The organism is Nonomuraea sp. NPDC048826, from assembly GCF_043198225.1.
In the GTDB taxonomy this organism is placed as follows: Bacteria; Actinomycetota; Actinomycetes; order Streptosporangiales; family Streptosporangiaceae; genus Nonomuraea.
The window spans coordinates 91,733-114,402 of record NZ_JBICUQ010000014.1 but is presented as its reverse complement, the minus strand read 5'-3'; the positions used below and the strand labels follow the sequence as shown (position 1 = coordinate 114,402).

The 22,670-nt window shown below is 73.7% G+C and carries 21 protein-coding genes; 13 read left to right on the top strand and 8 right to left on the bottom strand.

What is annotated here, in order from left to right:
• Positions 1-4 precede the first annotated feature (4 nt).
• Positions 5-2,143, top strand: coding sequence for a hydantoinase B/oxoprolinase family protein (locus tag ACGFI7_RS39475; protein ID WP_393414145.1), 2,139 nt, complete (start codon positions 5-7; stop codon positions 2,141-2,143).
• A gap of 7 nt (positions 2,144-2,150) precedes the next feature.
• On the opposite strand, the gene ACGFI7_RS39470 is transcribed toward ACGFI7_RS39475, so the two are convergent.
• On the bottom strand, positions 2,151-3,377 hold the full coding sequence (locus ACGFI7_RS39470; protein ID WP_393414142.1) for a CaiB/BaiF CoA transferase family protein: 1,227 nt from the start codon (positions 3,375-3,377) through the stop codon (positions 2,151-2,153).
• 100 nt (positions 3,378-3,477) lie between these two features.
• Here ACGFI7_RS39470 and ACGFI7_RS39465 point away from each other — a divergent pair, with 100 nt between their 5' ends.
• The 4 genes from ACGFI7_RS39465 (at position 3,478) to ACGFI7_RS39450 (ending at position 7,219) form a co-directional block, all read left to right on the top strand.
• Positions 3,478-4,278: an ABC transporter ATP-binding protein gene (locus tag ACGFI7_RS39465; protein ID WP_393414139.1), complete on the top strand. Its 801-nt coding sequence runs from the start codon at positions 3,478-3,480 to the stop codon at positions 4,276-4,278.
• The gene (locus tag ACGFI7_RS39460) at positions 4,275-5,114 is read left to right on the top strand and encodes an ABC transporter permease (protein WP_393414136.1); all 840 of its coding nucleotides are present in this window, start codon (positions 4,275-4,277) and stop codon (positions 5,112-5,114) included. Before ACGFI7_RS39465 ends, ACGFI7_RS39460 begins: the two co-directional genes overlap by 4 nt.
• Positions 5,115-5,148: 34 nt before the next feature.
• On the top strand, positions 5,149-6,315 hold the full coding sequence (locus tag ACGFI7_RS39455) for an ABC transporter substrate-binding protein (RefSeq protein ID WP_393414133.1): 1,167 nt from the start codon (positions 5,149-5,151) through the stop codon (positions 6,313-6,315).
• Between the two features lie 112 nt (positions 6,316-6,427).
• Positions 6,428-7,219: an IclR family transcriptional regulator gene (locus ACGFI7_RS39450; RefSeq protein WP_393414130.1), complete on the top strand. Its 792-nt coding sequence runs from the start codon at positions 6,428-6,430 to the stop codon at positions 7,217-7,219.
• Here the strand turns inward: ACGFI7_RS39450 and ACGFI7_RS39445 are convergent.
• Positions 7,213-7,779: a flavin reductase family protein gene (locus ACGFI7_RS39445; protein ID WP_393414127.1), complete on the bottom strand. Its 567-nt coding sequence runs from the start codon at positions 7,777-7,779 to the stop codon at positions 7,213-7,215. The two genes, ACGFI7_RS39450 and ACGFI7_RS39445, sit on opposite strands and share 7 nt — an antisense overlap.
• A 152-nt stretch (positions 7,780-7,931) precedes the next feature.
• Between ACGFI7_RS39445 and ACGFI7_RS39440 the strand changes: the two genes are divergently transcribed.
• The 8 genes from ACGFI7_RS39440 to ACGFI7_RS39405 all read left to right on the top strand — a co-directional run bounded on the left by ACGFI7_RS39440 (position 7,932) and on the right by ACGFI7_RS39405 (position 15,473).
• On the top strand, positions 7,932-8,549 hold the full coding sequence (locus ACGFI7_RS39440) for a TetR family transcriptional regulator (protein ID WP_393414124.1): 618 nt from the start codon (positions 7,932-7,934) through the stop codon (positions 8,547-8,549).
• Positions 8,550-8,638: 89 nt separating this feature from the next.
• The gene (locus tag ACGFI7_RS39435; RefSeq protein WP_393414121.1) at positions 8,639-9,643 is read left to right on the top strand and encodes a bifunctional MaoC family dehydratase N-terminal/OB-fold nucleic acid binding domain-containing protein; all 1,005 of its coding nucleotides are present in this window, start codon (positions 8,639-8,641) and stop codon (positions 9,641-9,643) included.
• Entirely contained in the window at positions 9,640-10,065 is a 426-nt protein-coding gene (locus ACGFI7_RS39430; RefSeq protein ID WP_393414119.1) for a MaoC family dehydratase, read from the top strand. Before ACGFI7_RS39435 ends, ACGFI7_RS39430 begins: the two co-directional genes overlap by 4 nt.
• Positions 10,062-11,237 carry a lipid-transfer protein gene (locus ACGFI7_RS39425; protein ID WP_393414116.1) on the top strand — a complete coding sequence of 392 codons (1,176 nt, stop codon included), beginning with the start codon at positions 10,062-10,064 and terminating at the stop codon, positions 11,235-11,237. The genes ACGFI7_RS39430 and ACGFI7_RS39425 overlap by 4 nt, the downstream gene beginning before the upstream one ends.
• Entirely contained in the window at positions 11,234-12,811 is a 1,578-nt protein-coding gene (locus ACGFI7_RS39420; RefSeq protein WP_393414113.1) for a FadD3 family acyl-CoA ligase, read from the top strand. The genes ACGFI7_RS39425 and ACGFI7_RS39420 overlap by 4 nt, the downstream gene beginning before the upstream one ends.
• 147 nt (positions 12,812-12,958) lie before the next feature.
• A complete protein-coding gene (locus tag ACGFI7_RS39415) occupies positions 12,959-14,146 on the top strand; it encodes a thiolase family protein (protein ID WP_393414110.1) in 1,188 nt (395 codons plus the stop codon).
• Positions 14,143-14,817, top strand: coding sequence for a 3-oxoacid CoA-transferase subunit A (locus tag ACGFI7_RS39410; protein ID WP_393414107.1), 675 nt, complete (start codon positions 14,143-14,145; stop codon positions 14,815-14,817). The genes ACGFI7_RS39415 and ACGFI7_RS39410 overlap by 4 nt, the downstream gene beginning before the upstream one ends.
• Positions 14,814-15,473: a 3-oxoacid CoA-transferase subunit B gene (locus ACGFI7_RS39405; protein ID WP_393414104.1), complete on the top strand. Its 660-nt coding sequence runs from the start codon at positions 14,814-14,816 to the stop codon at positions 15,471-15,473. The genes ACGFI7_RS39410 and ACGFI7_RS39405 overlap by 4 nt, the downstream gene beginning before the upstream one ends.
• A 20-nt stretch (positions 15,474-15,493) precedes the next feature.
• On the opposite strand, the gene ACGFI7_RS39400 is transcribed toward ACGFI7_RS39405, so the two are convergent.
• The 6 genes from ACGFI7_RS39400 to ACGFI7_RS39375 all read right to left on the bottom strand — a co-directional run bounded on the left by ACGFI7_RS39400 (position 15,494) and on the right by ACGFI7_RS39375 (position 22,630).
• A complete protein-coding gene (locus ACGFI7_RS39400) occupies positions 15,494-16,768 on the bottom strand; it encodes a sensor histidine kinase (protein ID WP_393414102.1) in 1,275 nt (424 codons plus the stop codon).
• Entirely contained in the window at positions 16,726-17,418 is a 693-nt protein-coding gene (locus tag ACGFI7_RS39395; RefSeq protein ID WP_393414099.1) for a response regulator transcription factor, read from the bottom strand. The genes ACGFI7_RS39400 and ACGFI7_RS39395 overlap by 43 nt, the downstream gene beginning before the upstream one ends.
• A gap of 92 nt (positions 17,419-17,510) precedes the next feature.
• On the bottom strand, positions 17,511-18,818 hold the full coding sequence (locus ACGFI7_RS39390) for a cation:proton antiporter (RefSeq protein ID WP_393414264.1): 1,308 nt from the start codon (positions 18,816-18,818) through the stop codon (positions 17,511-17,513).
• Positions 18,808-20,133: a cytochrome P450 gene (locus tag ACGFI7_RS39385; protein ID WP_393414096.1), complete on the bottom strand. Its 1,326-nt coding sequence runs from the start codon at positions 20,131-20,133 to the stop codon at positions 18,808-18,810. Before ACGFI7_RS39385 ends, ACGFI7_RS39390 begins: the two co-directional genes overlap by 11 nt.
• A complete protein-coding gene (locus tag ACGFI7_RS39380) occupies positions 20,118-21,095 on the bottom strand; it encodes an alpha-hydroxy acid oxidase (protein WP_393414093.1) in 978 nt (325 codons plus the stop codon). The genes ACGFI7_RS39385 and ACGFI7_RS39380 overlap by 16 nt, the downstream gene beginning before the upstream one ends.
• Positions 21,092-22,630 (bottom strand): NAD(P)-binding domain-containing protein, encoded by a 1,539-nt coding sequence (locus tag ACGFI7_RS39375; RefSeq protein WP_393414091.1) that lies wholly within the window; start codon positions 22,628-22,630, stop codon positions 21,092-21,094. Before ACGFI7_RS39375 ends, ACGFI7_RS39380 begins: the two co-directional genes overlap by 4 nt.
• Positions 22,631-22,670: the final 40 nt, after the last annotated feature.

Genomic DNA, 22,670 nt, shown 5'->3' with positions numbered 1-22,670 from the left:
AGCGATGATCGACGAGATCACGTTCGAGGTGCTCCGGCACCGGCTCGACACGATCAACGACGACGCCGCCGCGGTGCTCGCCCGGCTCTCCGGCTCGCACCTGGCGGCCGAGGCCAGGGACCTCAACACCGCGATCATGGCGCCGGACGGCCGGGTGGTCTGCTGCGGCAGGTACGTGCTGGCCCAGGTCGTCTCCATGCACCTGGTCGTGCGGGACATCCTGGAGCACTACGCCGACAACCCCGGCTTCGGCCCCGGCGACCAGTTCGTCACCAACGACCCGTACATCGGCACCCTGCACCAGCCGGACGTGGTCGTCGTCGCGCCCATCTTCGTGGACGGCACGCTCGTCGGCTGGTGCGGCTCGACCGCCCACCAGGCCGACGTGGGCGGCCCCAACCCGGGCGGCATCACCTACGACGCGCGCTCCATCTTCGACGAGGCCGTGCCCATGCCGCCGGTGCGGATCGTGGAGGGCGGCAGGCTCCGCCGCGACCTCGAACGCGAGTATCTCGTACGCTCCCGCACCGCCGAGCTGAACCGGCTGGACCTGGTCGGTCAGGTGGCCGCCAACCGGAGCGTCGCCGCCGAGGTGGGCAGGCTCTGCGACCAGTACGGCGCGGACGCGGTGGCGGCGGTCATGGACCGGCTGCTCGAACGTACCGAGGCGCTGCTGCGCGAGCGCCTGCGCGCGCTGCCGGACGGCCGCTGGCGGCACGTCGCGCACGTCGAGTACCGCCCGCACGGCAGCACCACCGAGGCCGTGTACGCGGTCCGGCTCACCATGACCAAGCGCGGCGACGACCTGGAGCTGGACTTCACCGGCAGCGACCCGCAGGCGCCCGGGGCCATCAACGCCGCCTATCCGGCGCTGGCCGGGTTCGCCATCGGCAGCGTGCTCATCTACCTCTGCGGCGGCCTGCCGTGGGTGCCCGGCGGCGTGTGGCCGGTCGTGCGGATCCGCAGCCGCGAGGGCACCGTCGCGCACGCCAAGTGGCCCGCCGGGGTGGCCATGAGCACCGCCGCCACCTGTCAGGCGATCCGGGTCTGCGTCAACGCCTGCGTCGCCAGGATGCTGGAGGCGTCGCCGGACCTGGCCCACCTGGTGATGGCGAGCTGCCAGGCCGCCGGCGGCGGGGGCGGGACCGTGCACGGCGAGCGCGGCGACGGCACCTCGTACGCCACCATGACCCTCGACGAGATCACCGGCGGCGGCGGGGCCCGCTGGGACGGCGACGGGGCGGACTCCTCCGGCTACACCACCTCGCCGGGCGCGTCGTGCGCGAACGTCGAGGTCAACGAGGCGTACCTGCCGTTGCTGTACGAGCGGCGCGCCGAACTGGCCGACACCGGAGGGCCCGGCCGGCACCGCGGCGGCGTCGGCACGCTGCACGCGCTGACCCCGTACGGCGAGGGGGCCTCGATGACCATGATGTCGTTCGGCCAGGGGCTGCAGCATCCGCTGGCGGCGGGGGTGTGCGGGGGCGAGTACGGCGGACAGAGCGTGGTGGCCGTGGTGCCCGGCCTCGACGGGCTGGGGGAGGCGGCGGAGTGGCCGCTGCCCATGCCGTCGGCGACGATGCCCATCCGGCCCGGAGAACTGCTGGTCTCGGTCTCCCAGGGCGGCGGCGGGGTGGGGGACCCGCTGGACCGGGATCCGGGTGAGGTACTCGACGACGTGGCCGACGGGCTGGTGTCGGTCGGCGGGGCGCGGCGCGACTACGGCGTCGTCGTCACCGGGGACCCGGACGACCCCGGCGGGCTGGGCGTCGACGAACCGGCCACCGCCCGGTGCCGCGACGAGCGGCGGCACGCCAGGATCGGCCGGCCACCCGCTCCCGCGGCGCCCGCCCGGGGCGGCCGCCGCCTGTCCGCCGCCCTGGACCTGCTCCCGGGTGGGGCGGGGGACGTGGTGGCGTGCGGGCGGTGCGGGACCGTGCTGTGCGAGGCGGCCGGGAACGTGTACGCGCACCTCGTCGTGTCCGACGCGTCCCCGGCCGGGCGCAGCCCGCTCGGCGCCGTGTACGAGGGCGCCGAGCGGTTCGTGGTGCGGCGTCTCTACTGCCCGGCCTGCGCGGTGCAGATCGACGTGCAGGTCTGCCGGGCGGGCGATCCGGTGCTGGCCGCCATCGAGCTGATCTGAACCGGGGTCAGCCGACGACGCCGGACTCGCGCAGGCCGGACAGTTCGGCGTCCGGCACGCCCAGTTCGGTGAGGATCTCGTCCGTGTGCTGACCCGGGGTGGCGGCCGGGGCGGGCCGGGCCAGTTCGTCGTCCTCCAGGTGGACGGGGAGCGGCAGCAGGTCGGCGCCGTACGCGTCGGCCGGCAACCAGTCGGTGCGGGCGGCGAAGTGCGGGTCGTCCGGGAGCGTCGCGGGCGAGTTCACCGGTGCGATCGGCACGTCGGCCGTCAGCCCGAGCCGGACCCAGTCGGCGGTCGAGCGGGTGCGGAAGACGTCCGTCAGCTCGGCGCGCAGCCGGTGGTCCCCGAGCGCGTGGTCGGCGACCTCGCCGCCGGGGCCGTCGCCGAGCAGGTCGGGCCGCTCGATCGCGTGGCAGAACCGCTTCCAGAACTTCCGCTCGGTCGCCATGATCAGCACGTGCCCGTCGGCGCTCCGGTAGACCTGGTAGCGCACGCTGCCGCCCATGCCCGCCGTGCCCGGCTCGCGGCGCACCCCGCCGTCCGACGGGTTGCCGGTCACCTCGGTCTCCGGCCGCAGGTGCGCCCGGTGCCCCTCGATCGTCAGCCAGTCGACCGACGCCGCCGCCTCGGCCTGGGCGATGTCGATCGCGCAGCCTTGCCCGGTGCGCGAGGCCCGCAGCACCGCCGCCACGATCGCGCTCGCCGCCAGCAGCGGCGCCACCCGGGTGCCGAGCGGCACGCCGAGGCCCGCCGACGCGAACCCCCGCTCGTCGGTGCCCAGCCGCAGCCCGCCCGCCCAGGCGTCGAACGCCACCCCGTGCGCCGCCAGCCCGGCGTACGGGCCGGTGGTGCCGTACCCGGAGACCGTGCACCACACCAGCGCGGGGCGGCGCTCGCGCATCTCGGCCGAGCCGAGCCCGCGCCGGGCGAGCACGCCCGGCCGCATGCCCTCGATGACCACGTCGCTCGCCTCGATGAGGCGGGCGGCCAGCCGCGCGCCCTCCGGCCGCTGGATGTCCAGCGCGAGGCTGCGCTTGCCCCGGCCGAGGTGGTGGTGCATGAGGGAGACGCCGTGCACGAACGGCCAGCCGACCCGGCGGATGTAGTCGCCGCCGCCGGGCCGCTCCACCTTGACCACGTCGGCGCCCAGATCGGCGAGGACGGTGCCCGCCCCGCCCGCTTCGAGGAGAGCGAACTCCACCACGCGGACACCTTCCAGCAGCCGGATCGCCACGTTGCCTCCCGATCATTGACTTGTGTCTAACTTCATTACTATCTTCTAAATGATAGCAATGAAGGTTGTCGTTAACATACCCCCGCCGACAGGGAGACCCATGGATCACGTTGGCCGGCGCATCACCGCCCGCGAGGTCACCCGCTCCTTCGTCACCACCGGCCGCTCGGCCGTGCACGCCCTGGGCCCGGTCGACCTGTCCATCGGCGACGACGAGTTCCTCTGCGTCGTCGGGCCGTCCGGGTGCGGCAAGTCGACCCTGCTGAAAATCATGGCGGGACTGCTGGCGCCGTCCTCGGGGGAGGTGGCGGTCGAGGTCTCCGGCGAGCGCCGCATCCCGATCGCCATGGTCTTCCAGGACTACGGGATCTACCCGTGGAAGACCGTCCGCGCCAACGTCGAGCTCGGGCTCCGGCTCAGCGGCCGGCCCCCGGCCGAACGGCGCGAGACCGTCGACGACTGGCTCGGCAGGCTCGGCCTCACCGACTTCGCCGACGTCTACCCCGGCGCGCTCTCCGGCGGCATGCGCCAGCGGGTCTCCATCGCCCGCGCGCTGGCCGTCGACCCCGAGGTCCTGCTCATGGACGAGCCGTTCGCGGCGCTCGACGCCCAGCTCCGCGAGGTGCTGCAGGACGAGCTGCTGGCCATCTGGCAGGCCAGGCGGCGCACCGTCGTGTTCGTCACCCACAGCCTGGAGGAGGCGCTGCTGCTCGGCGACCGGGTGGTGGTGATGAGCGCCCGGCCCGGCCGGGTCATCGCCGACATCGACGTCCCGTTCGAGCGCCCGCGCTCCAGCGCGATCCGCACCGACCCCCTGTTCGCCAAGCTCCGCGGCGAGCTGTGGTCGAGCCTGCACTCCGAGGTCGTCGCCCAGTTCGACACAGGGAAGGACCAGCGATGAGCACCACGCTCCACCGCCGCCCCGGGGTGGCGGAGTTGCACCCCGTACGGACCCGCCGCCGCTGGAACGCCACCAAAGTCGCGCTCGGCGTCTCGGTGCCGGTGCTCTTCGTGGCGCTGTGGCAGCTCAGCGCCGTGCTGGAATGGGTGGACCCGTTCCTCTACCCGCCGCCGAGCAGGCTCGTCCCCGGCCTGGTCACGCTCTGGGAGGACGGCAAGCTCGTCGACGCGACCGTCACCAGCGTCCGCCGGGTGATCCTCGGCTACCTGCTGGGCGCCGCGGGCGGGCTCGTGGTCGGCCTGCTCATGGGCATGTCGAGGGTGCTGCGGGCGGCGCTCGAACCCTTCTCCTGGGCCTGGTACACCGTGCCCAAGCTGGCCCTGCTGCCGATCTTCCTGACCATCTTCGGCTTCGGCGACACCTCGGTCGTGGTCCTGATCGCGGCGACCGTGTACTTCTTCGTCTGGATCTCGGTCATGTCGGCCGTCATGGCGGTGCCCACCGGCTACCGCGAGGCGGCGCTGATGCTGCGCGCCAACCGCTGGGAGATGTTCCGCCACGTGCTGCTCCCCGCCGCGCTGCCGGAGATCTTCGTCGGCCTGCGCATCTCCGCGGGCGTCTCCGTCCTGATGCTCGTCGGCATCGAGTTCGTGATCAGCGACCAGGGCCTCGGCTACCTCATCGAGCAGGGCCGCACCCTCCTGCTGCTGGAGCAGAGCTACGTCGGCATCGTGCTCGTCGCCCTCATCGGCTACCTCTTCGCGCTTCTGGTGAAGCTCATCGGGCGGCTGTTCGTCCGGTGGACGGCCGACGACAACGCGATCATCCCCACCTGACCCTTCCCGCCCGTTCATCCCTGAAGGAGACCCCATGTCCAGATTCCGCGTTCTTGGCGCCGCGCTGTTACTGCTGTCCGCCGCGGCGTGCGGCGGGGGCGGCGGTGGCGGGGGATCCGCCGCGGCCCCCGCGACCGACCTGGGCGCCGTGGTGCCGGTGGAGGGCTGCGGGCCGGACTCGTACGTCGACCCCGCGGACCTGAGCCCCCAGCGCAAGATCGCCCGCTGCGAGGCGGGCAAGCCCGCGCCGCAGCCGCTGAAGGAGGCCACGACCATCCGCATGACGTCGGCGTCGCGGTCCAGCAGCCTCGCGCCGATCTTCGTCGGGATGGAGCTGGGCGAGTTCGAGAAGGAGAACCTGAAAATCGAGTTCTCCGTCCTGCCGTTCGCGGACGCGATGCCGCAGCTCGCCGCAGGACGGGTGGACATCTCCTACGGCGGCACCGAGGCGGGCCTGTTCAACGCGGTTCACCAGGGCCTCGACGTCAAGTGGGTGCTGGGCAACTTCGTCGAGCCGAAGGCGGCCGACCTGTCCCAGCCGCAGACCGGCCTGTGGGCGCGCCGCGACATCTTCTCCGACCCGAAGAACCCGAACCTCGAGGAGCTGAAGGGCAAGACGCTCGGCTCCACCGTGGGCGCCGCCTCCGCCATCGCCTACCCGATGGACAAGGCGCTGCGGGAGCACGGCATCTCGCTCGGGGACATGGAGATCAAGCAGCTCCCGGCCGCCGACCTCATGACCGCGCTGTCCAACAAGGCCATCGACACGGCCTGGCTGCTGGACCCGTACTGGCTGAGCGCGGCCGACCAGCCGGACAAGTACGTGCTCGTCGGCGGGCAGCCCGCGGGGGAGCCGCTGGGCGGCTTCTACACGGGCAAGTCGATGCTCAAGGAGCGGCCCGAGGTGCTCCAGGCGTTCGTCCGGGCGTACATCCGCACGGTCAACACCTACCTGGCCGGCGACTACATCAAGGACGAGAAGGTGCTGGCCGCCATGGTGGAGGGCACCCAGCAGCCGCGTGACGCGCTGACCCGCACCCCGTCGCTCACCTTCGACTGGGAGATCCGCCAGGGGACGGGCGAGTCGGAGCAGAAGGTGTTCATCGCCTTCAAGACCGTGAAGTTCACCGACGTCATCCCGGAGGACCGGTACGTGGACCGCTCGTTCTACGCCAGAGCGGTGGGCCACAGCGCCTCCTGACCCGGCGGCGGCGGGGCCCGGCGTGCGACGCGGCGGGCCCCGCGGCCTTCCCACGGGTCCCTCCCGTTGTTAGTGTCCACACAAGAATTCATTTCAGGTTTGGCAGGGTGCGATGACCTCTCTCAGCACCGACTCCGGGCCGCCGCCGTCCATGGTCGAGCGGATGACGCTCATCATGGACGTGTTCGCCCGCCGGTCCACCCGCCTCACCCTGGAGGACGTCGCCCGCCGCACCCGGCTGCCGCGCTCCACCACCCACCGCATCCTCGACCAGCTCGTCCGGCTCGACTGGCTGGACCACACCTCCTCGGGGTACGGCCTCGGCCGGCGCGCGCTCGGGCTCGGCGGCGGCGAAGGCGGCCACGGCGAGCTCCGCGAGGCCGCCGCGCCGCTGCTGCACGAGCTCCAGCTCAGCACCGGCCTGGTCGCCCACCTGGCGGTCCTCGACGGCGCCGACGTCCTCTACCTGGACAAGGCGGGCGGCCGGCTGGCGGGGTCGGTGCCCTCCCGGGTCGGCGGCCGGGCGCCCGCCCACCTCACCGCGCTCGGCAGGGCGATCCTGGCCTGGCTGGAGCCGGAGCGGGCGCACGCCCTCGTCGGCGCCCCCGGCTCCCTGCACCAGGAACTGCACCGCATCCGCCAGCGCCGCGGGCTCGCCTTCGAGCGCGGCGACTGCTTCCCCGGCGTCTCCTCGGTCGCGGCGGCCATCCGGCGCCCCGGCGGGCCGGCGGCGGCCCTGTCACTCGCCGGAGACGCCCGCGCGCCTCTGGAGCGGGTGGCGCCGCTGGTCGCGGACGCCGCGCGGCAGGTCTCGCGGGCGCTCGCCCCGGCCCTGGAGGTGCCGCACCAGGGCTGGTCGCCCGAGCCGCGGCTGCTCGCCGCCGGCCAGGGCCGAGGTCAGTAGTCGCCCCAGCTCCACAGGTTGGCGCCCGGCTCGCCCGGCCGCCGCTCGCCGACGCCGAACCGGCCCCGGTAGAACAGCATCGGCCGTTGCTCGGTGACCGGTTCGAGCTCACGTACGAGACCGATGACCACGTCGTGGTCACCCGCGACGTGCACGTCGCGCACCTCGCCGTGCACCCGCAGCAGCACCTCGCGCAGCGCCGGCACGCCCCACCTCGACAGGTCCCAGCCGAGGCCGTCGAACTTCGCGCCCCTGCTGGAGCCGAACCGCTCGCACAGCTCGGTCTGGCCCTCGCCGAGCACGTTCACGCAGAACCGGCCGCTCTTCCTGATGCGCGGCCAGGCACGGCCGCGATGGTCGGCGCAGAACAGGATCAGCGGCGGCTCCAGCGACACCGACGCGAACGACTGACAGGCGAAGCCGACGGGTTCGCCGCCGTCGAGACCGGTGATCACGGTCACTCCACTGGCGAACATCCCCATCGCCCTGCGGAACTCCGCCGGACCGGGCCTGGGCGCCACGGGTTCGTCGGGTTCTTCGCGGGCGAACTCGGCTGTCATCGCTTCCCCTCAACACGCGCTCGAAGAGTCGAACCTACAAACCCCGCCCCCGCATTCCACGACCGGGATCCCGTTGAGCGGAAAGCCCGCCGCCGGACGGCCCGCCGATGTGTATCGTCGGCGCTGCCCACAGTCCGAGCGGGGGAAAGCGAGTGCCGCGGATCGCCGAGGTCAGGACTCCGGCCGAGCCCAGCTCCCCGGAGCAGCGGGCACGCCACCTGCGCATCCTCGGGGCGGCGGCGCGGATCGGCGCCGAGCGGGGCCTGGAGCGCGTGCAGATGCACGAGGTGGCGAAGGAAGCGGGGGTGGCCATCGCCACGCTCTACCGCTACTTCCCGTCCAAGACCCACCTGTTCACCGCCGTGCTGGCCGAGCAGATCGTCCGGTTCGGCGCGAGCGTCGGCCGCCCCGAGCCCGGCACCGCGCCCGAGGACGCGGTCGCGGACGTGCTCGTCCAGGCCAGCCGCCGGCTGCTGCGCCGGCCCGTGCTCGCCGCCGCGATGCTCCAGGCGGCCAGCACCGCCAACCCGTCCGTGGTCGCCGACGCCGCGCGGATCGAGGACACCTCCCGCGACCTCATCCTGCGCGCGCTGGCGATCGCCGAGCCCACCCCGATGGACGTGACGCTGGTGCGGCTGCTCGTGCAGTGCTGGTACGGGGTGCTGCAGTCGGGGCTCAACGGGCGGCTGGAGATCGACCGGGTGGAGGGCGACCTGCGCATCGCCTGCCGCCTCCTGCTCGCCGGCCGGTCGAACGCCTCCCGGGGATGATCGCTCCCGGTCAGCGGGATCGGCACTCCTGCCGGGGGCTCCACCTGGCTAACGTCGGGGGACGGCAGACGTGCCCAGGGAGGACCCCGTTGGCTCCGACAGAGCAGGACGGTTACGAGAAGCGGCTGGGGGAGTTCGCCGGACGGGAGGTCCTCCCGCCGCGGCCAGGACCCGACCCCGTCAACGTGCCGATGATCCGCCACTGGGTCGAGGCGATGGGGGACCGCAACCCCGTCTACCTCGACGAGGCGGCGGCCCGGGCGACCGGCCGCGCCGGGATCGTCGCGCCGGCCTCGATGACGCAGGCCTGGACCATGCCCGGGTACGCGGCCACGGAGGCCCGCCGGGACGACGGCGACGGGCTGGGCGGGCTGATCGCGGTGCTGGCCGAGGGCGGCTACACCTCCGTGGTCGCGACGGACTCGGAGTTCGACTTCCACCGCGAGCTGACGGTCGGCGACCACGTCGGGGTGCGGGAGGTCGTCGAGTCGGTCTCGCCGGAGAAGAAGACCGCGCTCGGCGCCGGGCGGTTCGTGACCACCGAGCGCACGTACCTGGACCAGCACGGGGAGGTCGTGGCCCGGCAGCGCTGGCGCATGCTCTGGTTCCGCCCGCGCCAGTCCGCAAGCCCGCAGCCCGCAAGCCCGCAGTCCGCAAGCCCGCAGTCCGAAACCCCGCGCGCCGAGGCGCCGCCGATGTTGCGTCCGCGCCCCGCCGTCAACCGCGACAACGCGTTCTGGTTCGAGGCCGCGCGGGAGCACCGCCTGGTCATCCAGCGCTGCACCGGCTGCGGCGCCCTGCGCCACCCGCCCGGCCCCTGCTGCCCCGGCTGCGGCTCGTACGCCTGGGACACCGCCGAGGCGTCCGGCCGCGGCCGGGTCCACAGCTTCGTGGTCAGCCACCACCCCCGCCACCCGGCCTTCCCGCCCCCGCACCTGGTCGCTCTCGTCGAGCTGGAGGAGGGCACCCGGCTCGTCACCAACCTGGTCGGCGTCACCCCCGAGGAGGTCGAGATCGACATGCCGGTCGCCCTGGAATGGCTCGACCCGGACCCGGACCTGTCGCTGCCGGTGTTCCGGCCGGTGACGGCATGAGGAGCCGCGCGTACGACGAGGTGACGGTCGGCGAGACGCTGCCCGAGCTGTCGATCCCGCTCACCCGCACGCTGATCGTGGCGACGGCGATCGCCGGCCGCGACTACCAGGACGTGCACCACGACCCCGGCCTGGCCGTGGAGCGCGGGTCCAGGGACGTGTTCATGAACATCCTGACGACCAACGGCCTGGTGGACCGGTACGTCACCGAGTGGGCCGGACCGGCCGCCGAGGTCAAGGCCATCAAGATCAGGCTCGGCGTGCCCAACTACCCCGGCGACACCATGGTGCTGACCGGCGCCGTCACCGCCAAGCACGACGAGGACCACCGGGTCGAGATCGCCGTGCGCGGCGACAACGGCGTCGGCGCGCACGTCACCGGCACCGTCGCGGTGCGGCTGCCCCGCCGGGAGGAGCCGTGAGCGGCCTGTCGGGGCGGGCGGCGATCGCCGGGATCGGCGCCACCGAGTTCTCCAAGGACTCCGGCCGCAGCGAGCTCCGGCTGGCCTGCGAGGCCGTGCTCGCCGCCGTGGCCGACGCCGGGCTGCGCCCGTCGGACGTGGACGGGATGGTCACCTTCACCGCCGACTCCAGCTCCGAGATCCACATCGCGCGCAGCACCGGCATCGGGGAGCTGCGGTTCTTCTCCCGGATCCCGCACGGCGGCGGCGCGGCCTGCGGCACCGTCCAGCAGGCCGCGATGGCGGTGGCGACCGGCGTCGCCGACGTGGTCGTCTGCTACCGGGCCTTCAACGAGCGGTCCGGGCAGCGCTTCGGCCTCGGCCGGGCGGACGCGCTCTCCGGCGCCGGGGCCGACGAGGCGGCCTTCGCCTGGGTCAGCCCGTTCGGGCTGTTCACCCCGGCCCAGTGGGTGGCCATGTTCGCCCGGCGGTACATGCACGAGTACAAGGCCACCAGCGAGGACTTCGGCCGGGTCGCGGTGGTCGACCGCAAGCACGCCGCCGTCAACCCGGCGGCGTGGTTCCACGGGCGGCCGATCACGCTCGCCGACCACCAGGCCTCGCGCTGGATCGCCGAGCCGCTGCGGCTGCTCGACTGCTGCCAGGAGAGCGACGGCGGCCAAGCCCTGGTGGTGGTCTCCGCCGAACGCGCGCGCGACCTGCCGCACCCGCCCGCGCTGATCCTCGCGGCCGCCCAGGGCTCCGGCGCCGACCAGCACATGATGACCAGCTACTACCGCCAGGAGATCACCGGCATCCCGGAGATGGGCCTGGTCGGGCGGCAGCTCTACGGGCAGGCCGGGCTCGGCCCCGCCGACGTCGACGCGGCCGTCCTGTACGACCACTTCACGCCGCTGGTGCTGCCCCAGCTGGAGGAGCTCGGCTTCTGCGGCAGGGGAGAGGCCAGGGACTTCATCGCCGACGGCCACCTGGAGGTGGGCGGCCGGCTGCCGGTCAACACCCACGGAGGCCAGCTCGGCGAGGCGTACATCCACGGCATGAACGGCATCGCCGAGGGCGTGCGGCTGGTCCGCGGCACCTCCGTGAACCAGCCTCCCTCCGTACGGCACGTCCTCGTCACGGCGGGCACCGGCGTGCCGACCAGCGGCCTGATCCTGGGAGCGGAACGATGAACACCGAGGCGCTGACGATCCCCGCCCTGCTGGAGCGGGCGGCCGACGCGCACCCGGACATGGAGGCCCTCGTCGACGGCCCCGTCCGGCTCACCTACGCGGGGCTGCGGGCCCGGGTGCGCGAGGCGGCCAAGGCCTTCGTCGCCGCCGGCGTCGGGCACGGCGACCGGATCGGCATCTGGGCGCCCAACAGCCACCGCTGGGTGGTGACCGCGCTCGGCGCGCTGACCGCCGGGGCCGTCGTCGTCCCGGTCAACACCCGTTACAAGGGCGACGAGGCCCGGTGGATGCTCGGCCGGGCCGGCGTGCGGCTGCTCTTCACCGAGGACGGCTTCCTCGGCAACGGCTATCTCGCCATGCTCGGTCTCACCCCCGGCGCGGCGGCGCCGCCCCTGCCCGGCCTGACCGCCGTCACGTACGACGCCAAGCCCCGGCCTGGCGCCATCACCTGGGAGGACTTCCTGGCGGCCGGCGCGTCCGTCACCGACGAGGAGGCCGACGCCCGCGCCGCCGCGGTCCGGCCCGGCGACGTGGCCGACATCCTGTTCACCTCCGGCACCACCGGCCGGTCCAAGGGCGCCATGTGCACCCACCGCCAGGACGTGCGCACCAACCGCGCCTGGGCCGACAGGACCGGGCTGCGCCACGGCGACCGCTACCTGATCGTCAACCCGCTCTTCCACTCCTTCGGCTACAAGGCGGGCGTCTTCTCCTGCCTGATCAGGGCCGCCACGATGGTGCTGCAGCCGGTGTTCGAGGCGGAGGAGACGATGCGGCTGATCGAGGCCGAGCGGATCACCGTCCTGCCCGGCGCGCCGACCATCTACATCACGATGCTGGACGCCCCAGGCCGCGCCCGCCGCGACCTGTCGTCGCTCCGGCTGGCGGTCACCGGCGCGGCGGTGGTGCCGGTCGCGCTGGTCCGCTGGATGCGGGCCGAGCTGTTCCCCGAGGTCGTCACCGCCTACGGGCTCACCGAGTCGTGCGGCACGGTCACCGCCTGCTCGGTGGACGACGACGACCACACCGTGGCCACCACCTCGGGCCGGCCCATCGAGGGCGTCGAAGTGCGCGTCGCGGGCCCCGCCGGCGAGCCGCTGCCCGCCGGGGAGGACGGCGAGATCCTGGTACGCGGCCACAACGTGATGCTGGGTTACCTCGGCGACGAGGCCGCCACGGCCGCCGCGGTCAGGGACGGCTGGCTGATCACCGGTGACCGCGGCCGGCTCGACGAGCGCGGCTACCTCACCATCACCGGCCGCTCGAAGGACATGTACGTGACCGGCGGCTTCAACGTCTACCCGGCGGAGATCGAACAAGTGCTGGCCGCGCACCCCGCGGTCGCGGAGGCCGTGGTGACCGGCGTGCCGGACGCCCGCCTGGGCGAGGTGGGCCGGGCGTACGCGGCGCCCCGGCCGGGCTCGGCCGTCACGCCGGAGGAGCTGATCGCCCACTGCCGGGAGCGGCTGGCCAACTTCAAGGTGCCGCGCGAGGTCGTCCTGCTCGCCGACCTGCCCAAGAACGCCACCGGCAAGATCGACAAGGCGGCGCTCAGCGGCTCCGCGAAGCCGTAGCCGCGTCCTGGGCGAGCCCGGTGGGACGTTCGTCCTGCCATGCCCTCTCATGCCTCCTGCCTTAGGCGGACGCCGCGTCCTGGGTTAAGCTACGAAATGTTCGCAGAAGGAACGCGTGTTCGTATAGCGAACAGAAGGGAGGACGTGATGGGTTCGGCCTTCGTCTACGCCGCCGCGCGGACACCGTTCGGCCGGTTCAACGGGGCGCTGGCCGGTGTCCGGCCGGACGACCTGGCGGCCACCGCGCTGCGCGGCGCGCTGGCCAAGGTGCCCGGCCTCGACCCGGCCGACATCGGTGACGTGATCTGGGGCAACGCCAACGGCGCCGGCGAGGACAACCGCAACGTCGGCCGGATGGCCGTGCTGCTCGCCGGGCTGCCGGTGACGATCCCCGCCACCACCGTCAACCGGCTGTGCGGGTCGAGCCTCGACGCCGCCATGGCCGCCTCGCGCACGATCGAGAGCGGCGACGCCGAGATCGTGGTGGCCGGCGGCGTGGAGTCGATGACGCGCGCCCCGTGGGTGCTGCCCAAGCCGTCGCGGGCCTTCCCCGCGGGCGACGTCACCGCCGTGTCGACCACCCTCGGCTGGCGTCTGGTCAACCCGCGGATGCCGAAGGAGTGGACGGTCTCGCTCGGCGAGGCCAACGAGCAGCTCCAGGAGAAGTTCTCCATCTCCAGGGAGCGCCAGGACGCCTTCGCCGCCCGCTCCCACGCGCTGGCCGACGCCGCCTGGACCGCCGGGTTCTATGACGAGCTGGCCGTGCCGGTCGAGGGCGCCGACCTGACCCGCGACGAGGGCATCAGGCCCGGGTCCACGCCCGAGGTGCTGGCCGGGCTCAAGCCGTCGTTCCGGCCCGACGGCACGATCACCGCCGGGAACGCCTCGCCGCTCAGCGACGGCGCCTCGGCGCTGGTGCTCGGGTCCGAGCGGGCCGCCGCCGGGCTGGGCGCCGAGCCGCTGGCGCGCGTCGCCGGGCGCGGCGCCGCCGCGCTGGAACCCCACCTGTTCGGGTACGCCCCGGTCGAGGCGGCCAACCAGGCGCTGAGACGGGCCGGCATCGGCTGGGACGACGTCGGCGCGGTCGAGCTGAACGAGGCCTTCGCCGTCCAGTCGCTGGCCTGCGTGGACGCCTGGGGGATCGACCCGGAGATCGTCAACGTCAAGGGCGGCGCCATCGCCATCGGCCACCCGCTGGGCGCCTCCGGCGGGCGCGTCCTCGGCACGCTGGCCCACGTGCTGCGCGAGCGGCGCGAGCGGTGGGGCGTCGCCGCCATCTGCATCGGCGTCGGCCAGGGCCTGGCCGTCGTGCTGGAGAACGTGAGCGCCGCATGACCGCCATACTCACCGACCCGGACGAGGCGCTCGCGGGCGTCGAGGACGGCTCGACCGTCCTGATCGGCGGCTTCGGCATGGCCGGCATGCCGGTCACGCTCATCGACGCGCTGATCCGGCAGGGCGCCAAGGACCTGACCGTGGTCAGCAACAACGCCGGCAACGGCGACACCGGCCTGGCCGCGCTGCTCGCCGCCGGACGGGTGCGCAAGATGGTCTGCTCGTTCCCGAGGCAGAGCGACTCGTGGGTGTTCGACGGCCTCTACCGCGCGGGCGAGATCGAGCTGGAGCTGGTGCCGCAGGGCACGCTCGCCGAGCGCATGCGCGCCGCCGGGGCCGGCATCGGCGCGTTCTACTGCCCGACCGGCGTCGGCACGCCGCTGGCCGAGGGCAAGGAGACACGCACCATCGACGGCCGCGACTACGTGCTGGAGTACCCGATCAGGGGCGACGTGGCGCTCGTCGCCGCGCACGCCGGCGACCGGCTGGGCAACCTCGTCTACCGCAAGACCGCGCGCAACTTCGGCCCGGTCATGGCGGCCGCGGCCACGCTGACGATCGCGCAGGTGCGCCACGTGGTCGAGGTCGGCGACCTGGATCCCGAGGCCGTGGTCACCCCGTGCGTCTACGTCGACCGGATCCTGGACACGAAGGCCGAGGAGGTCGCATGAGCACCGTCGAGAACGCCGGCCGCGGCCCGCTCGGCCGGGAGGAACTGGCCGCCGTGGTCGCCCGCGACATCCCGCGCGGCGCGTTCGTCAACCTCGGCATCGGCCAGCCCACCACGGTCGCCGAGCACCTGCCGGCCGACTCGGGCGTCATCCTGCACACCGAGAACGGCATGCTCGGCATGGGCCCGGCCGCCAAGGGCGACGACGTCGACCAGGACCTCACCAACGCCGGCAAGATCCCCGTCACCGAGCTGCCCGGGGCTTCCTACTTCCACCACGCCGACTCCTTCGCCATGATGCGCGGCGGCCACCTCGACGTGTGCGTGCTCGGCGCGTACCAGGTGTCGGGCCGCGGCGACCTGGCCAACTGGCACACCGGGGCGCCCGACGCCATCCCGGCCGTCGGCGGGGCCATGGACCTGGCCATCGGGGCCAAGCAGGTGTTCGTCATGATGACGCTGTTCGCCAAGGACGGCACCCCGAAGCTGGTCCCGGAGTGCACCTACCCGCTGACGGGGCTGGCGTGCGTCAGCCGCCTCTACACCGACCTGGCGGTCTTCCACCTCGGCCCCGGCGGGGTCACGGTGGCGGAGACGTACGGCATCGGCTTCGACGAGCTGGCCGGCCGCCTGGAGATCCCACTCCGCCGGAGCTGAGCCCCGCGGCCCCGGGGCGTTCAGGTCAGGGCGGGGAGCCGGACGGTGAACACGGCGCCCTGGCCGGGGCTGCCGTCCGCGGTGATGGTGCCGCCGTGCCCGTCCACCACCTCGCGGACCAGCGCCAGGCCGAGGCCGAAGCCCTGGCGGCCGGTGGTGAAGCGGGTGAAGAGACGTTCGGCGTCGCGCGGGTCCAGCCCGGCGCCGTCGTCGCTGACCGCCAGCAGCACCGCGCCGGGGACGGCCGACACGGTGATCCGGACGTGCCCGCCGGGGCCGGTGTGCCGCAGCGCGTTGTCCAGCAGGGCCGTGATCACCCGGCGCAGCGCCGTCCGCGCACCGTGGACCGGAGGCACCGGCCCGGTCCCGCCGAGGGTCACCTCGACGGCCACCCCGCGCGCCTGCGCGCGGGCGGACTCCGCGTCCGCCGCCTCCTCGGCCAGCGCCGCCAGGTCCACCTCGCCGTACGGGCCGCTCGGCCGGCCCAGGTGGGCCGAGATCAGCAGGTCCTCCACCACCTCGCCGAGCTGCCTGGTGCCGGTCACGATGCGGTCCAGGTCCTCGGCGACCCGCCCGCCGTCCTGGCGCGCCCGGCGGGCCACGAGCTGGGCGCGGGTGTGCAGGCGGGTCAGCGGGGTGCGCAGCTCGTGGCTGACGTCGGCGGCGAAGCGGCGCTGCCGGGCCAGCGCCGCGCCCAGCGGCTCGATCGCGCGCCGGGCGATCACCTGCCCGAGCAGCACCGCCGCCAGCAGCCCGGCCAGCTCGGCGGCCAGCAGCGTGCCCACCAGGCGGGCCCGTTCTGCGGCCTGGTAACGCAGGTCCAGCACCGCCTGGTACGCCGCCAGACCGCGCCGCTCGCTGCGCACCAGATAGCTGACCCCGGCCACCTCCACCCGCTCCACCCTGGGCGGCGCACCGGCGGCGACGGCCCGCAGCGCGTAGCCCACCGGCAGCTCCCAGGGCGCGCCCGGCGACCCGCGCAGGGTGTGGCCGCTCAGCTCGAACAGCCACACGCACGGCGGCGGGTGGGTCACCGAGCCCCGCTGGGTGGCGGCGGACAGCTCGCGCAGGGCCGACCTGTCCTGCTCGGCGAACATGACGCCGCACACCATCGTCCCGAGCAGCCCGAGCAGCACCGAGATCGCGCCCGCGACCTGCGCCGTCAGCCGCCGGCGCGCGCCGCGCAGCAGCCGCTGGTCCGGATCGGGCCGCGGCGCGGTCCCGGCCGGCGCGCCTCGGGCGAGCCCTGGAGCTAGGGCCCGCCCAGCCGGTAACCGACGCCCCGTACCGTGCATACGACACCCGTCCCCAGCTTGGTCCGCAGATAGTAGACGTACGTGTCCACGACGGACTCCTTGCTGGCCCCGTCGAAGACCCGCTGTCGTAAGGAACTTCGCGTGTGGACCTGCTTCGGACGACTCGCGAGCTCGCGCAGCAGCCGGCATTCCCGCGCGGACAGCTGCACCCGGCCGCCGTCCGGGCGCAGCACGGCGTGCGACTCGGGATCCAGCCACCCCGCCCCGCCGAGCGGCAGCAGCCTGGCCAGGTCCAGGTTCCTGCGGTGCAGCGCCCGCACCCTGGCCAGCAGCTCCTCCACCTCGAACGGCTTGACCAGGTAGTCCTCGGCGCCCGCGTCCAGCCCGGCCACCCGGTCGGCGACCGCGCCGTAGGCGGTCAGGACCAGGGCGGGCACCGTGACGGCCCGGCGGCGCAGCCGCGCGAGCAGGTCGAGACCGTCGATCACGGGCAGCCCGCGATCGACGATCAACGCGTCGTAGGGGCGGCTCAGCGCGAGATGCAGGCCGCGCTGACCCTCCACCGCCAGGTCGACGGCGTATCCGTGGTCGGTGAACAGGCCGACCAGCATGTCCCCGAGGTCGCGGTCGTCCTCCACGATGAGCAGCCGGCGGGCGGACGGACCGGCCTCGCCCGGTGTCCCAGCCACCCACCTACGGTGGCATCACCCCCACGGAATTACCAGAGTCAGGATGACCAGTGATATTTCCTGAAAGGGAGGGAATGTCGGCCGCCGGGGGATCAGCCCACGCGCTCGCCCGCCTGCTCCAGCGGCCGTTCCTCAGCGTCGTCCGCCGTCCGGGCCCGCTCCAGCCGGTCCGGCAGCGCCAGCTTGTACAGCGGCAGAGCCCCCGCCGTGGTGATCACCGCCACGAGCACCAGCATCGCGAACAGCTCCGAGGTGATCATGCCCTGGGCCAGGCCGATGTTGATGAAGATGAGGATCATCAGCCCGCGCGCGTTCATCAGCGCCCCCACCGCGTACGACTCACGCCAGCCGAACCCGATCCCGCGCATCGCCAGCGAGCAGCCGAAGTACTTGCCGCAGAAACCCGCCAGCAGGATGGCCGCGAACGCCAGCAGCAGCCCGCCCCCGGCCAGCCCGCCGAGCTGGGTGTTGAGCCCGGAGAAGGTGAAGAACGTGGGCAGCAGCAGCGTCGAGACGACGTCCATCATGCGCCCGTGCAGCGCCTGGCGGAACACCGCGTCACGCGGCATGGCCACCCCGGCGATGAACCCGCCGAACACCGCGTAGACGCCGATCCAGTCGGTGAACCAGCCGGCCGTGAGCGGCACCAGCACCACCACGTACATGGCGGTCGGGCCCAGCCTGCCGGTGCGGGCCACGGCCGCCGACAGCGGCCTCAGCAGCCGCCGCACCACCGTGAGCATGACCACGGCGAACGCCCCGGCCAGCAGGATCGTGCGCAGCGCCCCGCTCGCCCCGGTGTTGAGATGCATCGCGGTGAGCACGGCGAGCAGGCACCACGCGGCCGCGTCGTCGATGGAGGCCGCGATCAGCGTGAGGCGTCCCAGCCGGGTGTTCTCCAGGCCGCGCTCGTACAGGATCCTCGCCAGCATCGGGAACGCGGTCAGCGACAGCGCGCCGCCCAGGAACAGCGCGAACTCGAATGGGCTGATGTCCGGCCGCGACAGCGTCCCGTGCAGGGCGAGCCCGACGCCGAAGCCGAGCACCACCGACGGCAGGATGCCCGACACCGCCAGCACGCCCGCCTTGCCCACCTCGCCGGGCATCTTCCTGCCGTGTTCGATGCCGGCCCCGACCAGGAACATGTAGAGGGTGAGCCCGATCGTGCTGAGCACGTACAGCACGGACCGGACCTCGGGCGTGAAGAGCGCGGCCTGCGTCTCCGGTAACAGCGCGCCGAACAGGGTGGGACCGAGCAGCACGCCGGCCACCATCTCGCCGAGCACCCGCGGCTGCATCACCATCAGGGCCAGCCGCCCGCAGATCCAAGCGACCAGCAGCAACAGGACGAGCGCTGGGAAGACCTTGAGCATCAGCTCCAGGTTGACGTCAGCGGTCATGGGGATCACCAGGGTCTCCTTCCATAGACAAGCCGAAATGTCGCTCACAAAGCCGCAGCCGGCGCGCGTCCCACACCATGTAGGCGCCGAGGACGAGCTGGACCACGCTGCGCCAGACGTCCTCCCACCGGTCGCGGACGCGCAGGTACAGCAGCAGCCGGCGGCGATCCGGGCGCGGCGCGCCGTGCCGAGGGGTGAGCAGGCACGGGCCCCGGCTGGGCAGGGAACGGGTGTGCGCCGCGGTCGTCTCCAGCGCGAACCGGCGCAGGACCTCCGCGGCCGCGACCCGCATGGCGATCGGCGCCACCCGCCAGGCGGGACAGGGACGGTTGGCCGCGACCCCGAACGGGACGTGGTTCTCACGGATCCGCTCGGGGTCGAACCGGCCGGGCTCGGGGTAGCCGGCCCGGTGGAACTCCGGATAGTTGAAGCAGAGCACGGACCCGGCGGGGATCGTGCTCCCGCCGACGGGGATGTCGGCCGTGGTGACCCGGTGGGCGACGCCGAACAACGGGTAGAGCCGGAACGTCTCCTGGATCACCTGGTCGAGATAACGGATGTCACCGGTGCGAGCCCTGTCTTGCACACCGGGGTGACGGGCGAGCACCATGAGCAGGTGGGCCATGCCCTCCGCCAGCTGCACGACCGCCGTGGTGAAGAACACGCCCTGAAGGTACAGCGCCCGCTCGCGCGTGGTGAGCCCGTCTGGAGTGGACAATCGGACCATGTCCAGGCGGTCCTCCAGATAGCGGGTGAGGCGGTGCCGGCGCGCCATGTGCCGCGGCCCGCAGCACTTGAGCGCGGTGACGACGTCGTCGGCGTTGCCGACGATCAGCTCGCGCGCCGCACGCGGGCACGGCTCGCCGAAGACCAGCTCGTACGCGAACTCCGCCCACAGCGGCATCATCAGGTCGCGCAGCCGCACCAGCCCGCCCGCGTCCGGCAGGGTGCGGGCGGCGGCCCTGCGGGTCAGCTCCTCGATGTCGGTACGGGGCAGCGACAGGAACGCGCGGGTGGCCCGGGCGACGGCGTCGTGGCGCGGCCCGGCCTCCAGGTGTTCCTGGTGCAGCTCGGCCCCCGGCGACAGCCAGTACCAGAACAGGTCCGACAGGGCGGCGCCCTTGCTGCGGCCGCCGGCGGCCGGGTGCGAGTACAGCTCGACGAACCGGTCGGCGCCGGCCAGCGGGCCGGGCACCGGCACGGCCCCGTCGCCGTTGACCCGGGCGAACAGGCGGGTGCGCAGCGCCACCACCCGGCCGGGCAGCCACCACGGCAGGCTGGCCACGAAGGCCCCGGCGATCAGCTTGCCCAGCATGCGGTCACCGCCTCCTGACATCCGGGGCGCAGCAGATCCAGGACCCGCAGGACACCCGCCTCGCCGGCCGCCGCCAGGCCCCACAGCACGGGCCGGCCGACGCCGACCGCGGCCGCGCCCAGCGCCAGGGCGGCGCGCACCTGATCGGCGCTGCGCAGGCCGCCGTCCACCAGCACCGGCACCGCGCCGCCGACGGCCGCCACCACCCCGGGCAGCAGGCGCGCGGTGGGCGGGACGGTGTCGAGCTGCCGCCCGCCGTGGTTGGACACGATCACCGCCGCCGCCCCGTGCTCGACCGCCAGCCGGGCGTCGGCCGGGTGGGTGACGCCCTTGAGCACGATGGGCAGCGAGGTCATGCCGCGCAGCGCCGCGAGGTGCCGCCACGACAGCTCCGGCCACATCGCGATCGGGCGGACCCGGTCGCCGTCGCGCAGGTTCTCGCAGCGCAGCCCGGCCGGCAGGTCGCGGAAGCCGTGGCGGGCGTCGCGGTCGTGCCGGCCCAGGGCGGGGGAGTCCACCGTGACCACCAGCGCCCGGCACCCGGCCGCCTCCGCCCGCCGCACCACCGTCCGGGTGAAGGCCAGGTCGGGCTGGACGTAGAGCTGGAACCACAGGGTCGCGCCGGGCGCCGCCGCGGCGATCTCCCCGACGGCCACGGTGGCCGCCATGCTCACGATCATGATCGTGCCCGCGGCCTCCGCCGCCCGCGCGGTGGCCCGCTCGCCCTCCGGGTGGGCCAGCCGGTGGAACGCCGTGGGCGCGATCAGCACCGGCCCGGCCCCGAGCAGCCCGGTCGCCGGCGCGCCCCGCACGGCGGCGGGGGCGGTGACGCGGTCCCAGGCGGCTTCGTTGGCGCGGGCCGTGAGCTCGTCGGCCGCGCCGCCCGCGAAGTAGTCGTAGTGCGCCGGTTCGAGGCGGCGGCGGGCCTCGGCCTCGAACTCCCGCACCGCCGCGGCGCTCACGCCGGGACCGGGAGGGTCCGGGCGAAGAACGCGCGCAGCGGCTCGGCGTGCACCTCCGGCGAGGTCCACGCGTTCTCCAGGTTCTCCGTCACGTGGTGCACGGCGACCGGCCCGCCCGGCCGGTGGTGGCGGATCACCGGGTGCAGGTAGTGGCCCTCGGCCGCGCGCCGCGCGTCGCTCTGCCGGATCCGGCCCACCGTGATGTCGAACGGGTCGACCTGGTCGTGCTCCGGCCCGTACTCCAGGGTGATCGCGAAGTGCCCGTGCTCGCCCTCGGCCAGCCCGATGGGCACCTCCTCCAGGTAGCGGGCCCCGCCCCGGCCGTCCAGCGTGATCACGTCCGTCATCAGGCCGAACTGCTGCCACAGCGCCGAGCTGCGGTTCACCCGCTCCAGCACGGCCGCCGCGAGGGCCGCCGGGTCAGCCGGCAGGAGGCGGTGCGGCCACGGCACGCCGTGGTGGCGCTCCTCCAGGATCCGGTGCAGCGCCCGCGTCCCGTACCGGAAGCCGTGGATGAACCCGCTCGTGCCGCGCTTGAAGTCGCGCGACTGGGTGAGCGTGCCGGCGAAGTACAGCCCCGGCACGCTGACGGACTCGTAGGCGGGCGTCAGGGCCGGGAACCGCCCGTCGATCACCAGCTCCGGCCGGCACTCCTCGTCGAACATCGACGCGTCGAACCGGAACCCGGTGCACACGATGACCTTGTCGTACGGGATGTCCTTGGTCACCTCGTCGGCCCTGGCGAACGCCACGGTCACCAGGTAGGAGCCGTCGGCCTGCCGCTCGACGCGCCGCACGTCGCCGTCGAGTATCGCGTTCATCGACTTGAGCTGGTAGGTGTCCAGGAAGTTGTTGTTGACGGCCCGCAGGTGCCCGACGAAGTGCGTGCGCCACGCCATCCGGAGGGAGCGCGGCCCGGCCACGTGGATCACCGCGGCGGTCTCCATCAGGTTGTCGGCCGTCTCGAACGCCGAGTTGCCCTTGCCGATGACGAGCACGCGCTGGTCGACGTAGCGGGCCGGGTCGGTGGACGCCTCCTCGTACGTCTCGGCCGTCTCGATGCCGGGGATGGGCGGGAGGTTGGGCCGGGTCAGGCCGGTGGCCACGACCAGCCGCCTGGCCCGGTACGTCCGGCCCTGCCCGTCGGTCACCCGGAAGGCGTCGCCGTCGCGGCCGACCCGGGTGGCGCGCGCCCCGTACGCGACCGGCAGCCGCCAGCGGTCGGCGAAGTCGGCCAGGTAGCGGACCAGGTCGTCGGCGGCCGGGAAGTAGCGGTCGCTGTAGCGGGTGAACAGCAGGCCGGGGTCGTCGGACAGCAGCGAGTTCCAGTCCATCCGGAGGTTCAGCTCCGGGTCGTCCGTGCCGTTGTGCCGCTTGTTGATCGAGATGAGCGTGCGATGACGCGGAAAGGTGCGGAAGAACGTGCCCGGCGCGGGTCCGGCCTCCAGGATCAGGTGGTCACGTCCCGCCTTTCCGAGGAAGTACCCCAGCTGCAGGCCCGCCGGTCCTGCGCCGAGCACCAGGTAGTCCAGCATGGACACCTCCGACAGAGCGGTGTGGTTGAAGAATCAAGCG